This window comes from Cedecea neteri (assembly GCF_000758305.1).
Taxonomy (GTDB): Bacteria; Pseudomonadota; Gammaproteobacteria; order Enterobacterales; family Enterobacteriaceae; genus Cedecea; species Cedecea neteri_C.
In genome coordinates, this window is sequence record NZ_CP009458.1 from 1,411,333 (window position 1) to 1,427,312 (window position 15,980).

15 protein-coding genes are annotated in these 15,980 nt (G+C 55.6%); 12 read left to right on the forward strand and 3 right to left on the reverse strand.

Going from position 1 to position 15,980, the window contains the following annotated elements; all coding sequences use genetic code 11:
- The first annotated feature begins 130 nt into the window (after window positions 1-130).
- Together ubiC and ubiA are read left to right on the forward strand one after the other, a co-directional pair.
- Entirely contained in the window at window positions 131-640 is a 510-nt protein-coding gene (ubiC, locus tag LH23_RS06580; RefSeq protein WP_039289323.1) for a chorismate lyase, read from the forward strand.
- The gene (gene ubiA / locus LH23_RS06585; protein ID WP_039289324.1) at window positions 640-1,512 is read left to right on the forward strand and encodes a 4-hydroxybenzoate octaprenyltransferase; all 873 of its coding nucleotides are present in this window, start codon (window positions 640-642) and stop codon (window positions 1,510-1,512) included. The genes ubiC and ubiA overlap by 1 nt, the downstream gene beginning before the upstream one ends.
- Window positions 1,513-1,572: 60 nt before the next feature.
- Here the strand turns inward: ubiA and plsB are convergent, their stop codons facing one another.
- Window positions 1,573-4,002: a glycerol-3-phosphate 1-O-acyltransferase PlsB gene (gene plsB / locus LH23_RS06590; RefSeq protein ID WP_039289325.1), complete on the reverse strand. Its 2,430-nt coding sequence runs from the start codon at window positions 4,000-4,002 to the stop codon at window positions 1,573-1,575.
- A gap of 131 nt (window positions 4,003-4,133) precedes the next feature.
- Here plsB and LH23_RS06595 point away from each other — a divergent pair, with 131 nt between their 5' ends.
- The 4 genes from LH23_RS06595 to LH23_RS06610 all read left to right on the forward strand — a co-directional run bounded on the left by LH23_RS06595 (window position 4,134) and on the right by LH23_RS06610 (window position 7,077).
- Window positions 4,134-4,502, forward strand: a complete 369-nt coding sequence (locus LH23_RS06595; protein WP_039289327.1) for a diacylglycerol kinase — start codon at window positions 4,134-4,136, stop codon at window positions 4,500-4,502.
- Between the two features lie 109 nt (window positions 4,503-4,611).
- Window positions 4,612-5,220, forward strand: a complete 609-nt coding sequence (gene lexA, locus LH23_RS06600; protein ID WP_039289328.1) for a transcriptional repressor LexA — start codon at window positions 4,612-4,614, stop codon at window positions 5,218-5,220.
- Window positions 5,221-5,297: 77 nt separating this feature from the next.
- Window positions 5,298-6,632: an MATE family efflux transporter DinF gene (gene dinF, locus LH23_RS06605; protein WP_039289330.1), complete on the forward strand. Its 1,335-nt coding sequence runs from the start codon at window positions 5,298-5,300 to the stop codon at window positions 6,630-6,632.
- 235 nt (window positions 6,633-6,867) lie between these two features.
- Complete coding sequence (locus tag LH23_RS06610; protein ID WP_039289331.1) at window positions 6,868-7,077, forward strand: CsbD family protein; 210 nt, start codon at window positions 6,868-6,870, stop codon at window positions 7,075-7,077.
- 71 nt (window positions 7,078-7,148) lie between these two features.
- Here LH23_RS06610 and zur read toward each other — a convergent pair whose 3' ends face one another.
- Window positions 7,149-7,661: a zinc uptake transcriptional repressor Zur gene (zur, locus tag LH23_RS06615; protein ID WP_039289334.1), complete on the reverse strand. Its 513-nt coding sequence runs from the start codon at window positions 7,659-7,661 to the stop codon at window positions 7,149-7,151.
- A 95-nt stretch (window positions 7,662-7,756) separates the two neighbouring features.
- Between zur and LH23_RS06620 the strand changes: the two genes are divergently transcribed.
- From LH23_RS06620 to dusA, 3 genes are all read left to right on the forward strand, one after another.
- Window positions 7,757-8,260, forward strand: a complete 504-nt coding sequence (locus LH23_RS06620) for a cupin domain-containing protein (RefSeq protein ID WP_039289335.1) — start codon at window positions 7,757-7,759, stop codon at window positions 8,258-8,260.
- A gap of 171 nt (window positions 8,261-8,431) precedes the next feature.
- Window positions 8,432-9,739: a conjugal transfer protein TraF gene (locus tag LH23_RS06625; protein WP_039289337.1), complete on the forward strand. Its 1,308-nt coding sequence runs from the start codon at window positions 8,432-8,434 to the stop codon at window positions 9,737-9,739.
- 85 nt (window positions 9,740-9,824) lie between these two features.
- Window positions 9,825-10,829 carry a tRNA dihydrouridine(20/20a) synthase DusA gene (dusA, locus tag LH23_RS06630; protein WP_039289339.1) on the forward strand — a complete coding sequence of 335 codons (1,005 nt, stop codon included), beginning with the start codon at window positions 9,825-9,827 and terminating at the stop codon, window positions 10,827-10,829.
- Between the two features lie 208 nt (window positions 10,830-11,037).
- Here the strand turns inward: dusA and LH23_RS06635 are convergent, their stop codons facing one another.
- The gene (locus LH23_RS06635; protein WP_039289340.1) at window positions 11,038-12,021 is read right to left on the reverse strand and encodes a quinone oxidoreductase; all 984 of its coding nucleotides are present in this window, start codon (window positions 12,019-12,021) and stop codon (window positions 11,038-11,040) included.
- Between the two features lie 79 nt (window positions 12,022-12,100).
- Between LH23_RS06635 and dnaB the strand changes: the two genes are divergently transcribed.
- The 3 genes from dnaB to LH23_RS06650 all read left to right on the forward strand — a co-directional run bounded on the left by dnaB (window position 12,101) and on the right by LH23_RS06650 (window position 15,926).
- Window positions 12,101-13,507: a replicative DNA helicase gene (gene dnaB / locus LH23_RS06640; protein ID WP_039289342.1), complete on the forward strand. Its 1,407-nt coding sequence runs from the start codon at window positions 12,101-12,103 to the stop codon at window positions 13,505-13,507.
- Window positions 13,508-13,594: 87 nt separating this feature from the next.
- Window positions 13,595-14,674, forward strand: coding sequence for an alanine racemase (gene alr, locus LH23_RS06645; protein ID WP_039289345.1), 1,080 nt, complete (start codon window positions 13,595-13,597; stop codon window positions 14,672-14,674).
- 58 nt (window positions 14,675-14,732) lie between these two features.
- Window positions 14,733-15,926: an amino acid aminotransferase gene (locus LH23_RS06650; protein ID WP_039289346.1), complete on the forward strand. Its 1,194-nt coding sequence runs from the start codon at window positions 14,733-14,735 to the stop codon at window positions 15,924-15,926.
- Window positions 15,927-15,980: the final 54 nt, after the last annotated feature.

Consider the following 15,980-nt stretch of genomic DNA (forward strand, 5'->3'; position numbering starts at 1 on the left):
CGTAGCCCAAAAGCTTTAAGTTGCTGTTGCTCAATTGTTGCGGTATTTGCCGAGTGTGTTGCCATTGTCTGCCCGCACAGAGATGTTCTGCGTTACAATGCCATCAGGTTATGTATCGGAGAGCATCCCCATGTCCGACGCGCTGTCGCCGTTGCGCGCCCTGAATTTCTACACGGAGGTCCCGCAAGGACTTAGCTCCGCTTATCTCGACTGGCTGTTGCTGGAAGATTCGATGACGAAACGCTTCGAACAGCACTGCCAAAAAGTCACCGTCCGCATCGTGCGCGAAGGTTTTGTCCCTGCTGGCAATGATTTACCCGAAGCCGATTTATTACCTGCCTCTGAGCGTTACTGGCTGCGGGAAATCATCCTCTGCGGAGATGACGAACCCTGGCTGCTGGGCCGCACAGTGGTGCCTGAAAGCACGCTTGATGGCCCTGAACTGGCGCTGCAAAAGCTTGGCGATACGCCGCTCGGGCGCTACCTTTTCAGTTCATCAACCCTGACGCGTGACTACATTGAGGTTGGCCGCAGCGCCGAACTGTGGGGACGCCGTTCCCGACTGAGACTTTCCGGTAAGCCTTTGTTGCTGACCGAACTGTTCCTGCCGGCGTCTCCGCTGTATGAAGAGGAAAAATAATGGAGTGGAGTCTTAAGCAGGGAAAACTGCTGGCTTATCACCGGTTGATGCGTACCGATAAGCCCATTGGCGCTTTGTTGCTGCTGTGGCCCACGCTGTGGGCGTTGTGGGTGGCAACGCCGGGCTTACCTTCACTGCTGAATCTGGTTGTTTTTATCGCCGGCGTCTGGCTGATGCGCGCCGCGGGCTGCGTGGTGAACGATTATGCCGACCGCAAATTTGACGGACACGTAAAGCGTACCGCGCAGCGCCCTTTGCCTAGCGGTGCAGTTACTGAGAAAGAAGCGAAGATCCTGTTTGCGGTGCTGGTGGGCCTGGCTTTCCTGCTGGTGCTGACGCTCAATACCATGACGATATTGCTGTCCGTGGCCGGGCTGGCGCTGGCGTGGGTGTATCCGTTTATGAAGCGCTACACCCATCTGCCTCAGGTGGTACTGGGTGCGGCTTTTGGCTGGTCCATTCCGATGGCATTTGCCGCCGCCAGCGAATCGGTGCCGTTAAGCTGCTGGCTGATGTTCCTCGCCAATATTTGCTGGACCGTGGCGTACGACACGCAGTATGCGATGGTCGACCGCGACGACGACCTGAAGATCGGCATTAAGTCGACTGCGATTCTCTTTGGCCGCAACGATAAGCTGATTATCGGCCTGCTGCAAATCGCCACTATGCTGTTGATGGGCGTTGTGGGCTGGCTAAACGGGCTGGGTGGTACGTTCTACTGGTCAATTTTGCTGGCGGGCGGGCTGTTTGTGCATCAGCAGAAGTTGATCACTAAACGCGAGCGTGAAGGCTGCTTTAAAGCGTTTATGAACAATAACTATGTCGGACTGGTGCTGTTCCTGGGCCTGGCACTGAGTTACCTGCATTTCTGAGTCAGTCTTCAGGCAATAAAAAAGGCGGGTTAATCACCCGCCTTTTTCGTTTCCGCAGAATTAAGAAACCGCGTCCTGGGACGCTGAGCTCTCAATCGTCAGGCGTACATCCGAGGTCACAAGATCGGCCAGCATCTGGTAAACCTTGATGGTTTCGCTTGCGTCCGCATCACCGGTATCGCTGATATAGCCTTCATCGCGCAGGGTAAGCACCAGCGAGGTAAAGACTGCTTTATCAAAGAACTCCGGCGCATTAATGCCGTGCAGAACGGACAGGCGCTGTGCCACCGTGCGGCTTTCGCGCTCCAGCGTCCCGCGGTTGATCGACGGGTTGGCGCTCAACTGCCAGAAAGTGATGGCATAACGCTGGACTGTCTCGCGCACGCCCGCCGCCAGAAGCTGCAGAATGCGTGAACGGTTAGGGTTGATCTGCACTTCGTCACCGACCACCATCACCAGGCCCTGACGTTCCATCTCGGCGATCAGCGCATCAATTTCTCTGCCCAGTTCGCTCTTTTCCCAACGCAGGAATAGCTCGGCTTTCAGCATCGGGTAAACGACTTCTATCTGACGCAGCAGCTCTGCGCGTGAGATGTGGCGATGCTGAGTGATGATAGACGCCATTAGCGACGGCAACACCAGCATGTGCATGATGTTGTTACGGTAATAGGTCATCAACACGGCCTGCTCGCGCGGCAGAATGATGATGTCACCGATGGTGTCTTTCTCCACCTCGAACTTGTTCATCTGCAGTGCGTGGTCGATCAGCGCATTGGCGGAAACCGTTGGTGCGGTGGCATCCGGGGAATATGGCACGTTACGCAGCAGGTTGAGGTAGCAGTCGAGCTGTTCGGTGAGCTGTTCACGGGTCAGCGAGCGCTGGCGTGAAGCAAGCAACGCGGTACAGCACAGGTTCATGGCGTTAGCGGCCCCTGCGTTGTTGATGCGCACCATCAGATCGGCGGCGATATCGTTCACCGTTGGCGTCAGCCAGGCCGGGCGAATTGCTTCTATCGGATCGATAGAGTCCTTCCATTCCGGCACATGCTGGTTCAGGTAGGTCATCAGCGGCAGCGGTTCACCGAAGTTAACGTAACCCTGGCCGAGGTTGCGCAGCTTACTCAGGCCGCGCACCATCTGCATGAAGCTCTCTTTTTCTTTGGTCGCACCGCGCAGCTCTTTCGCGTAGGTTCCCACTTCCATGACATGCTCGTAGCCGATGTAGATCGGCACCAGAGTAATCGGGCGGGTGCCGCCGCGCAGCATTGCCTGAATGGTCATCGACAGCGTGCCGGTCTTAGGATCCAGCAAGCGGCCGGTACGGGAGCGACCACCCTCGACAAAGTACTCAACGGAATAGCCGCGGCTGAACAGCTCGCCCAGGTATTCGCGGAATACCGTGGAGTAGAGCTTGTTGCCCTTGAAGGTACGACGAATAAAGAACGCGCCCAGGCGGCGGAAAATCGGGCCGGCTGGCCAGAAGTTCAGGTTGATCCCGGCGGCAATGTGCGGCGGAACCAGCCCCTGGTGATAAAGCACGTAGGAAAGCAGCAGATAATCCATGTGGCTGCGGTGGCAGGGCACATAGACGATTTCGTGGCCGTCGTGGGCAAGCTGGCGCACGCGCTCGGCGTTATGCACGTTAATGCCCTGATAGAGGCGGTTCCAGGTTAAGCCTAAAACGCGGTCAGTCAGACGCACGGCTTCGTAGGAGAAGTTCGCGGCAATCTCTTCCATCAATGCGACGGCGTTTTGCTGTGCTTTTTCGTGGGAGATCTTCTTGCTGCGGGCTTCATCTTCTACCGCGCGGGCAATCGCTTTTGACGCCAGCAGCTTGTTGAAGAGATCCTGGCGAACCGGCAGGCGCGGGCCAACGGCGGCCAGACGCTGGCGGGCAAAGTGAGTGCGCGCCACGCGAGCCAGTTTTTGGGCGATAATCTTGTCCGTGCCGTGTTCGGTTGCCATACGGCGAAGCGAAACGGGCGGTGAGAAACGCACGAAGCTATCGCGACCCAGCCAGGAAACCGCAAAGAATTTCTGGACGCCGTTCAGCGTACGTAAAGGAGGATTGATTTCCCCTTTTTCACGCCCTGGCGAGCGGCCGAACATCACGGAAACCGGCACCATCTGCACATCGAGATCGGGATTGCTGCGGTGCAGATCCAGATAATCGTGGAACAGTTTTACCGACTCTTCTTTTGGCGTGTAATAGGTGAAGACGCGCGGCCCGCCGTGGATAAACACGTAGCGCGGCAGCAGTACGCCGTCAATTTCCAGAGGTTCCAGCGGGTCGGGCAGATCGTGATCCAGACATTGGGCACGCAGCGTCAGTAAGTCTGCCTTAGAATTGTAGGGCAGGACGTACATGATGGGGCGTGAAGGGTCCAGACCGAGTTCGGTTTGTGGATCCGCCGGAATAGACTTGCTCTTTACCAGAACGCTTAATGGTAAATTCAGTAATTTGTAGTAAATTCTTGGCCAGCCTGACATAAATGATGTAAAGCCTCAGGTTAATAATGCAAATGCGCCGCAAGGATATCAGAAACTCTGGGGAATTTCTGTGGCGCTGCGATTTAGACTCAATGAGCATTGACGCTCAATCTTTAAAAAGGTTTCCTTGAATGGCGAATAATACCACCGGCATCACCCGCATTATTAAGGCTGCAGGCTACTCGTGGAAGGGGCTCCGTGCGGCCTGGATCAACGAAGCTGCCTTTCGTCAGGAGGGCGTGGCTGCGGTTATCGCTATCGCCATCGCTTGCTGGCTGGATGTGGACCCCATCACGCGTATTTTACTGATTGGCTCGGTGGTTTTGGTGATGATTGTCGAAATCCTCAACAGCGCCATTGAAGCACTGGTTGACCGTGTTGGCACCGAGTACCACGAGCTTTCAGGGCGAGCCAAAGATATGGGTTCAGCCGCCGTATTGATAGCGATTATCCTTGCGGTTGCGACCTGGGCCACCTTGCTTTGGTCACATTTGCGATAGCCCTTCCAGAATAGTTTAAGTCGCTGGTTTTTTGCTTAATTTGTGGTTTCAAAATCGCCCGGGGCTGTATATACTCACAGCATGACTGTATAAACACCCAGGGGGCGGAATGAAAGCACTAACTACCAGGCAGCAAGAGGTGTTTGATCTCATTCGGGATCATATCAACCAGACCGGCATGCCACCTACGCGCGCCGAAATTGCACAACGTCTGGGGTTCCGTTCTCCAAACGCCGCGGAAGAGCATCTAAAAGCGCTGGCACGTAAAGGTGCCATTGAGATTGTTTCTGGCGCATCACGCGGCATTCGTCTGCTGGTTGAAGAAGAAAATGGCCTGCCGCTGGTGGGCCGCGTTGCAGCCGGTGAGCCGCTGTTGGCGCAGCAGCACATCGAAGGCCACTACCAGGTTGACCCTTCTCTGTTCAAACCGAATGCCGATTTCCTGCTGCGCGTCAGCGGCATGTCGATGAAAGATATCGGCATCATGGACGGTGATTTATTAGCGGTACACAAAACTCAGGACGTACGTAATGGCCAGGTCGTTGTCGCGCGTATCGACGATGAAGTGACCGTAAAACGCCTGAAAAAGCAGGGCAACACCGTGCACCTGCTGCCGGAAAACAGCGAATTCCAGCCTATTGTGGTCGATCTTCGCGAGCAGAGTTTTAGCATTGAAGGCCTGGCCGTCGGGGTTATCCGCAACGGTGAATGGCTGTAACACCTCTTCCGGTGGTGCGGTAACGCTACCGTGCCACCTGCTTTAAACACCTCTCTATTTTCCCCTGGATCATTTCCATGCGATTCTTTTCGTCAACGGATGGTGCGCTGTGGCGGCTTGCGCTGCCGATGATTTTTTCCAACATTACCGTGCCGTTACTGGGCCTGGTCGATACCGCGGTCATTGGCCATCTTGATAGCCCAACCTATCTCGGCGGGGTCGCTATCGGTGCCACGGCGACCAGTTTCCTCTTTATGCTGCTGCTTTTTCTGCGCATGAGCACCACCGGGTTAACGGCACAGGCGTTTGGCGCGAACGATCCGCAGCGGCTGGCGCGCGCGCTGGTTCAGCCCCTGATGCTGGCGCTGATAGCCGGGCTGGCTATCGTGGTCCTGCGTTATCCACTGATCAACCTTGCGCTGCACGTTGTTGGCGGCAATGACGAGGTGCTGTATCAGGCAAGGCGCTTCCTCGAAATCCGCTGGCTGAGCGCTCCCGCATCTCTGGCTAACCTCGTGCTGTTAGGCTGGCTGCTGGGCGTTCAGTATGCGCGAGCGCCGGTCATTCTGTTGGTCGTCGGCAACCTGATTAATATCGTGCTCGATCTCTGGCTGGTGATGGGGCTGCACATGAACGTGCAGGGGGCGGCGCTGGCCACGGCGGTGTCTGAATATGCCACGTTTATCATCGGCCTGGTGATGGTGAGCAAAGTGATGAAGCTGCGGGGCATCAGTTGGGCTCGTCTTAAAACGGCCTGGCAGGGTGATTTGCGTAAGCTGCTGGCGCTTAATCGCGACATCATGCTGCGTTCGCTGCTGCTGCAAATCTGCTTTGCTTCCATCACCATTTTTGGTGCGCGTCTCGGTAGCGAAATTGTCGCCGTTAACGCCGTACTGATGACGCTGCTGACCTTCACCGCCTATGCGCTCGATGGCTTTGCTTACGCCGTGGAGGCCCATTCAGGGCAGGCTTACGGGGCGCGTAACCGTGGGCAGTTGCTCGAGGTTTGGGGGGCTGCGTGCAGGCAGGCGGGGCTGGTTGCGATAGCGTTTGCCGCTATTTATGCCTTTGCCGGGGAGCAAATTGTCGCCCTGCTTACCTCCCTGCCGGAGCTTCGTGTTCTGGCAAATCATTACCTTGCCTGGCAGGTGATTTTGCCGGTAGTGGGCGTTTGGTGCTACCTGCTGGACGGTATGTTCATTGGTGCGACACGGGGTGCCGAAATGCGAAATAGTATGGCGGTTGCGGCATTGGGTTTTGGCGTGACGATGCTTACGCTGCCTTTGTGGGGCAACCACGCCCTGTGGCTGTCGCTGGCAGTGTTTTTAGCCTTGCGCGGCCTGTCGCTTGGCGTCATCTGGCGACGCCACTGGCGCAATAACACCTGGTTCGCTGCATCGGGCAGCCATTGATCGCGCTGCCTGACGCTCGTTAACTCATCTTCTATCGTGCTGATTTCTCGTTTTTAAGGCGAGGAATCAGCATGTCATCGCTTTTAATAATGGTTAAAGATTCTGAGTTTTAAATTTAACTCAGAATCCTTGTCTACAATTACCTTTACATCCAGCAGACAGTGGGTGTGTTCCAGAAAGTCAGCATCCTGCAGCCCGGATGCACAAACCTAAACCGAACGATGAGGAGATGACGATGAATAAGGACGAAATCGGCGGTAACTGGAAGCAGTTCAAAGGTACGATCAAAGAGAAATGGGGTAAGCTGACCGATGACGATATGACCGTCATCGAAGGGAAGCGTGACCAGCTGGTGGGTAAAATCCAGGAACGCTACGGCTACGCCAAAGACCAGGCAGAGAAAGAAGTGAAGGACTGGGAGTCCGGGAGCAAATACCGCTGGTAACCTGGCGGCCCCTCAAATGTGCTACTCAGTAAGACCAATCCTGCCCGGGTACAAGGACGTACCACTCCCTCTTAACGCTTTTTCTTTGGCTGCACTGAATGATCGTGATTGCAGGCGTCGTGGTGGCTACAGGCTTCCACTTCCGAGCAATCCGCACACAATCCGTGAGCTTCAATCACATTATGGCGCAGGGTAAATCCCATTTTGGATGCCAGTTTCTGCATAATATCTTCCACACCCTGAGCCGCTTGCTCTTTTACCGCTCCGCATCTGTCGCAGATAAACATGGCGGAAGAGTGGGTTGGGTGATCGATAAAATTACACAGTACGTAACTGTTGTTGGATTCCACACGGTGAACAAAACCTTGCTCTAGCAGAAAATCCAGCGCGCGATAAACCGTTGGAGGCTTAGCCTGTGGCTCGCTAACGCGCAGGAGATCCAGCAGGTCGTAGGCGCTGATGGCGCCGGTTTGCTCGGCCATAAGGCGCAAAACCTCGAGACGCTGCGGCGTCAGGCGTACATTGCGTTGCAGGCAGAGCTTTTCAGCCTGAGCTAACACGTTTTGCGAAGTTGTGGTATCCATCAGCCTCTCCCGGTCATTGACGCAATACTTTACCATAATGCGGATAAAACGCCGAATCCTGGTACATACTGACCCTATCTACCCAGGAGGAAGTGATGCAAAAACCTGATTGTATTCGTCACTGGCGCGAGCTTGAAGGCGAGGATGACGCAACGTATCCTGACAGCACGGAGCTGTTCTCCATTGGTGCTCCTTTGGCCCGTAATTTCGGTTTAACCCGCCTTGGTATTCACCATGAGCGTATCCCCCCTGGCCGCAGAACCTCTTATCCCCACGCGGAAAGCAGCGAAGAAGAGTTTGCTTATGTGCTCGAGGGGCACCCGGAAGTGTGGATCAATGGTCATCTTTGGGCGCTTGAACCGGGCGACAGCGTGGGATTTCCGGCCGGAACCGGCATTTGCCATACCTTTATTAATAATACCGAACAGGATGTGCGGTTATTAGTCGTAGGCGAAGCCAATAAAGCCGAAAATAAAATTTATTACCCGCTAAATCAGTCTTACGCCATGCAGCGCAAGGATCGCTGGATAGATCATCCGCCTCAATTCTTTGGCCCGCATAACGGTCTGCCTTCACGAAAGCCGAAGGGTAAACTATAAATTAATTAGCAAGGAAACAATAAGACGTTAACCCTAAGGATATATCTGGGATCCTGATGGTTCAAATATCCATCGTTTTATCGCGCTATTCACAGCAATAGTCTGCCTCTGTTCAGTCATAACTGTCAGGGGCGAATTACTTCATCTGACAATCAGACAGGCGTGCTGTGAATGAATAAAATAAAATCTTCGGTGGCGACACTCGCCGCAACCTTCTTTATTGCCCATCAGGCAGGGGCGGCAGGGACCTGGTCCGAAGCGCGAAACGATGCGATGGGGGGCACCGGCGTGGCTTCGGCTAATTATGGCAGTGGCGTGTTAATCAACCCGGCGCTATTAGCCCGGTCCAAACCAGACGACAATATTACCGTTATTTTACCGTCTATTGGGGCGCAAATAACGGATAAAGACAACCTCCAGGATCGCATCGACGATATCAGCGATAAAGTTGATAACTATAAACAGGCCATTGGGTCGTTAACGCCACGAGATATTCTTTTAAATCCGAACGGGACGTTAAATCAGTTTCGGAGCGCCGCCGGGGATTTAGCCGGTGAGCTTGAAGATTTACGAGGCGAAACGGCGAATGCCAAAGCCGCCGCAGGAATTGCGGTCAGTATTCCCAATGACACTCTCTCCGTAGCATTCGTTACCAAAGCTTACGCACGAGCGAAAGTCAGTTCCGATATAGACCAGAATGATATCAATTACCTACGCAGTATCCAGAATTCCAGCGCTGTGGCGGGAAGCGTGGCGATTGATGCTGCGTTGAACGGCTCCGACCAAATCACTCGTAACCTGAATTCTACCGCTTCCGGCCGCGCGGCCATTGTGTCTGATTATGGTATTGCTCTGGCCCACAAGTTTGACGTAGGTGGTGTCCCGGTTTCCGTTGGCGTTACGCCAAAGCTGCAGAAAACCTGGCTGTATAATTACACGACATCCATTTATGACTACCGTAGCGGCGACTGGAAGAACAGCCAGTACCGCAACGATGACACTGGATTCAACCTTGACGCCGGCGTGGCGGCCGATTTTGGCGAGAACTGGACCGTTGGTCTGAGCGGCCAAAACCTGGTGTCCCGTGATATCGACACGAAAGACATTCGCATCACTAATGGGCGTACCGGCGAAGTACGAAACTACAAAGATACTTATCAAATCAGCCCGCTGGTGACCGCCGGCGTGGCCTGGCATAACGAGCTGGTGACCCTGAGCGCGGACGGCGATCTGACCGAAACCAAAGGCTTTAAAAGCGAAGCCAATTCCCAGTACGTGGGTGTCGGTGCTGAGGTGAGGCCGCTTTCCTGGCTGGCGCTGCGTGCTGGCTACCGTGCTGATGTGAAAAGCAATGACAGCAACGTCTTTACCGGTGGGGTAGGGTTCGCGGCGGGCAAACACGTCAATATCGATTTGATGGGCCTGTACGGTGAAGACCAAACCTGGGGTGCAGGGGCGCAGCTGAGCGTGGCCTTCTGATACTGAATGCCGGGGCAGCCTGATGCCCCGGCGCTGCTTTATGCTATAGTAGCGACCCTTTTTTAATCGTAGCCTGCGTAAACGTATGTCCTCACAAAGCAACCAGACTCCTTTCCAGCCGCACCGTTTCTCCATTGCGCCGATGCTCGACTGGACCGATCGCCACTGCCGCTATTTCCTGCGCCAGCTGTCCCGCCACACGCTGCTGTACACCGAAATGGTGACCACCGGGGCGATCATCCACGGTAAAGGGGACTATCTGGCCTATAGCGAAGAAGAACATCCGATTGCGCTGCAACTTGGCGGCAGCGACCCACAGGCGCTGGCACACTGCGCGAAACTCGCCGAAGCGCGCGGCTACGATGAAATTAACCTGAACGTAGGCTGCCCTTCTGACCGGGTTCAGAACGGGCGCTTCGGTGCTTGCCTGATGGGTGAAGCGCAGCTGGTCGCCGACTGTATTAAAGCGATGCGTGATGTGGTTTCTATCCCGGTGACGGTAAAAACCCGTATCGGTATCGACGACCAGGACAGCTACGAATTCCTCTGCGATTTTATTGGCACGGTGGCAGGCAAGGGCGAATGCGAGATGTTTATCATCCACGCGCGTAAAGCCTGGCTCTCTGGCCTGAGCCCAAAAGAAAACCGTGAAATTCCACCGCTGGATTACCCGCGCGTTTACCAGCTCAAGCGTGATTTCCCGCAACTGACCATGGCGATTAATGGCGGGGTTAAGACGCTGGAAGAAGCGAAAACGCACCTCCAGCACCTGGATGGCGTGATGGTCGGGCGTGAGGCTTACCAAAACCCTGGCTTGCTGACAACGGTTGACCGCGAAATTTTCGGGGCAGATGTTGCGGACAGCGATCCCGTTGCCGTGGTGCGAGCGATGTATCCGTACATTGAGCGCGAACTGGCAAACGGCACCTACCTGGGCCATGTGACTCGCCATATGCTCGGCCTGTTCCAGGGAATACCGGGCGCGCGTCAGTGGCGCCGTTACTTAAGCGAGAACGCGCATAAAGCCGGGGCTGGCATTGAAGTGGTTGAACACGCGCTGTCTTTGGTTGCCGATAAACGCCAGCTTTAGCCTTTAAACTATCGGGAGAATTCAGGTATTGCGGGGCCGATCACAAGCCTGAACTTAATCCCGGCGGCGTCATTTCTTTTACTTATTAAATCTGCGACTATCCTTTCGCAGTAACAAGAATTCATCGCGCTGTACCCTACATACGGCTCGAACAAAAAAGAAAGGGCTTCCTCCGGGAAGCCCTAATTCTTTCTGGATTTTGAAAGGGTTATGGAATCAACAGGCTTGACCCCTGCGTGGCACGGCTTTCCAGCGTCTGGTGTGCAAGCACCGCATCCTTCAGCGCAAACTTCTGGTTTTCCGCGACATCCACCTTAATCGCGCCGCTGGCGATCAGCGAAAACAGCTCGTGGCAGGCTTCATCGAACTCTGCGCGGGTGGTGAGATAGCCGTTCAGAGAAGGGCGGGTCACGTACAGCGATCCCTTCTGGTTCAGAATGCCCAGGTTCACGCCGGTCACCGGCCCGGAAGAGTTACCAAAGCTCACCAGCAGCCCACGGCGCTGCAGACAATCCAGCGACGCTTCCCAGGTCTCTTTCCCGACGGAATCATAAACCACCGCCACTTTCTTGCCGCCGGTCAGCTCTTTGACGCGCTCGGAGATATTTTCGTGCTGATAGTTGATGGTTTGCCACGCCCCGGCCTGCAAAGCACGATCGGCCTTTTGTGCCGAACCGACAGTACCAATCAATTTTGCGCCCAGCGCCTTTGCCCACTGGCAGGCGATCAGGCCCACGCCACCTGCCGCCGCGTGGAACAGAAAGGTTTCATTGGCTTTAATTTCGTAGGTTTTCCGCAGGAGATAAAACACGGTCAGGCCTTTCAGGAAAGACGCTGCAGCCTGTTCGAAAGAGATAACATCCGGGATTTTAGCGACCTTGTCGGCTGGCGCATTATGGACGCTGCTGTAGGCCCCCAGGCCAGACTGCGCGTAAACCACTCGATCGCCAACCTTCAGATGAGTGACTTTGCTGCCGACCTTGCTGACAACGCCCGCGGCTTCGGTCCCCAGCCCGCTCGGGAGCGCCGGAGGCGGATAAAGCCCGCTGCGGATATAGGTATCAATGTAATTAATACCTATCGCTTTATTCTCAACCTGAACTTCGTTCTCCGCCGGATCTTTCGGCGTAAACTCAACGGCTTTCAGTACTTCTGGCCCGCCGTGTTGGCTAAATTCGATGCGCGTTGCCATGGAAACTCCTTGTGTCGAAGAGTGACAAGAATGGTTATACTTCCCGGTCTCTCACTATGAATTTGGTAGCTCCCTCACTATGGCAGGAAATAAACCCTTCAACAAACCGAACGAACCCCGCGACCGTCAGGTAGAAGGGCTGAAAATGCCGCCGCACTCGCTTGAGGCGGAGCAGTCGGTGTTGGGCGGTTTAATGCTGGATAACGAACGCTGGGACAACGTCGCCGAGCGCGTGGTCGCCAACGACTTCTTCAGCCGTCCGCACCGCATGATCTTCACCGAAATGCAGCGCCTGCTCGAAATGAGCAAACCCATCGACCTGATTACGCTTTCCGAATCCCTGGAGCTCCAGGGCCAGCTCGAGAGCGTCGGCGGTTTTGCTTATCTCGCTGAACTTTCTAAAAACACGCCAAGTGCGGCAAACATCAGCGCCTATGCCGATATCGTGCGCGAACGTGCTGTTGTGCGCGAAATGATTGCGGTCGCCAATGAAATTGCCGATGCCGGCTATGATCCGCAGGGGCGTACCAGTGAAGACCTGCTGGATCTGGCAGAATCACGCGTTTTCCAGATTGCCGAAAACCGCGCCAATAAAGACGAAGGCCCGAAAAGCATCGACCAGATTCTGGAAGCCACCGTGTCGCGTATCGAGTCCTTGTATCAGACGCCGCACGACGGCGTCACGGGTGTGGATACCGGCTACCAGGATCTGAACAAGAAAACCGCGGGTCTCCAGCGCTCTGACCTGATTATCGTGGCAGCCCGTCCGTCGATGGGGAAAACCACCTTTGCGATGAACCTCTGCGAAAACGCCGCCATGCTGCAGGACAAACCGGTGCTGATCTTCAGCCTCGAGATGCCCGGCGAGCAGATCATGATGCGTATGCTGGCGTCGCTGTCGCGCGTGGACCAGACCCGAATCCGTACCGGCCAGCTGGATGACGAGGACTGGGCGCGAATCTCGAGCACCATGGGCATTCTGCTCGAGAAGCGCAACATGTACATCGATGACTCTTCCGGCCTGACGCCAACCGAAGTGCGCTCCCGTGCTCGCCGTATCTACCGTGAGCATGAAGGCCTGAGCATGATCATGATCGACTACCTGCAGCTGATGCGCGTGCCGTCGCTGTCCGACAACCGTACGCTGGAAATCGCCGAGATTTCCCGCTCGCTCAAGGCGCTGGCAAAAGAACTTCAGGTGCCGGTGGTGGCGCTGTCGCAGCTTAACCGCTCCCTGGAACAGCGTGCCGACAAGCGCCCGGTCAACTCCGACCTGCGTGAGTCCGGCTCCATCGAGCAGGATGCCGACTTGATCATGTTTATCTACCGCGACGAGGTTTACCACGAAAACAGCGACCTGAAAGGTATCGCGGAAATCATCATCGGTAAGCAGCGTAACGGCCCCATCGGTACTGTGCGCCTGACCTTTAACGGCCAGTGGTCGCGCTTCGATAACTACGCCGGGCCGCAGTACGACGAAGAATAAAAATCCTCGTCATCCTTCAAGCCACTTTGCCGGGGCTCGAAAGATTCAGGGGATAGGTTTTTATTACTTTTTAAGCAAGGAACGAACATGCAAGCGGCAACCGTCGTCATTAACCGCCGCGCTCTGCGACACAACCTGCAACGCCTGCGCGAACTGGCTCCGAACAGTCGTCTGGTGGCAGTCGTGAAAGCAAACGCCTATGGGCATGGTCTGCTGGAGACCGCCCGCACCTTAGAAAACGCCGATGCTTTCGGCGTGGCCCGGCTCGAAGAAGCCCTGCGCCTGCGAGAGGGCGGCATCACTAAACCCGTTCTGCTGCTGGAAGGGTTTTTCAATGCTGAAGACTTGCCGGTGATTGCCGCCCAGAACTTCCAGACGGCAATCCACAGCATTCAACAGCTGGAAGCGCTGGAGCAGGCCGATCTCAGCCAGCCCATTACCGTCTGGATGAAGCTCGACACCGGGATGCATCGTCTCGGCGTACGCCCGGAAGAAGCAGAAGCCTTCTATCAGCGTCTGGCCGCCTGCAAAAACGTTAGCCAGCCGGTGAACGTGGTGAGCCACTTTGCCCGTGCTGATGAGCCGGAGTCCGATGCCACTCCGCGTCAGCTCGACATATTCAATTCTTTCACTGCAGGCAAGCCGGGGCAGCGTTCTATCGCTGCCTCGGGCGGCATTCTGTTGTGGCCCGACTCGCATATGGACTGGGTTCGCCCCGGTATTATCCTGTACGGCGTTTCGCCGCTGGAACAAAAGCCGTGGGGCGAAGACTTTGGCTTCCAGCCGGTGATGTCTTTAACCTCAAGCCTGATCGCGGTTCGTGACCATAAAGCCGGGGAACCGGTCGGCTACGGCGGAACCTGGACTGCCGAGCGTGACACCTGCCTTGGCGTGGTGGCCATGGGCTACGGCGATGGTTACCCGCGCAGCGCGCCGTCCGGCACGCCGGTATTGGTTAATGGCCGCGAAGTGCCTATCGTGGGACGCGTTGCCATGGACATGATCTGTGTCGATTTAGGGCCGAACGCCGCCGATAAACCGGGCGATGGCGCGGTGCTGTGGGGCGAAGGTTTGCCAGTCGAACGCATCGCCGAATATTCGAATGTAAGTGCTTACGAACTTATCACTCGCCTGACTTCAAGGGTCACAATGAAGTATCTGGACTGAGTGTCCTCGCCTGGTTTACAGTGGAAATCCGCGAACTGTAAACCAGGAGAACCTCACCGTGTTTCAAAAAGTTGACGCCTATGCTGGCGACCCGATCCTTTCCCTCATGGAACGCTTTAAAGTCGATCCGCGCAGCGACAAGGTTAACCTCAGCATTGGCCTCTATTACAATGAAGACGGGGTGATCCCGCAGTTACAGGCCGTGGCAGAAGCAGAAGCTCGCCTGAACGCACAGCCTCACGGCGCCTCTCTCTACTTACCAATGGAAGGCCTGAACGGCTACCGCAGCGCTATTGCGCCGCTGCTGTTTGGCGCCAATCATCCAGCGTTGCTGGAAGGCCGCATTGCTACCGTGCAAACGCTCGGGGGTTCCGGTGCCTTAAAAATCGGCGCTGATTTCCTGAAAACCTATTTCCCTGATTCACAGGTGTGGGTCAGCGATCCTACCTGGGAAAACCATGTCGCCATCTTTGAAGGCGCGGGTTTCACCGTGAATACTTACCCGTGGTTCGACAGCGAAACCAACGGCGTGCGCTTTGAGGCGCTGCTGGAAAAACTGAATACGCTGCCTGAACTTAGCGTCGTGCTGCTGCACCCTTGCTGTCACAACCCAACCGGCTCCGACCTCACTGACGGCCAGTGGGATGCCGTCACGGAAATTCTTAAAGCACGCAATCTGATCCCGTTCCTCGACATCGCCTATCAGGGCTTTGGTGCAGGGATGGAACAGGATGCCTATGCCATCCGCGCCATAGCCTCCTCCGGGCAGCCGATGCTGGTCAGCAACTCTTTCTCTAAAATCTTCTCCCTGTACGGTGAGCGCGTAGGTGGGCTTTCCGTGGTTTGCGAAGACAGCGATGCTGCAGGGCGCGTACTGGGCCAGCTCAAAGCTACCGTGCGCCGCAACTACTCCAGCCCGCCGAACTTTGGGGCACAGGTTGTGGCGACCGTCCTGAATGACGAGAAGCTGAAAGCGAGCTGGATTGCCGAAGTGGAAACCATGCGCGTGCGTATTCTGGAAATGCGCCAGGTGTTGGTGGAAGTGCTGACCAAAGCCGTGTCGGGGCGTAACTTTGACTACCTGGTGAAGCAGCGCGGCATGTTTAGTTACACCGGGTTAAGTGCGGCTCAGGCCGACCGCCTGCGTGATGAGTTTGGTATTTACCTGCTTGCCAGCGGTCGTATCTGTGTTGCCGGGCTTAACCACAGCAACGTCCAGCGCGTGGCGCAGGCGTTCGCCGCAGTAATGTAAGTGCTTGCTAACTTAATTTAGTTGCCGCATGTTTCCTTTTTCCTCTCCCGTTTG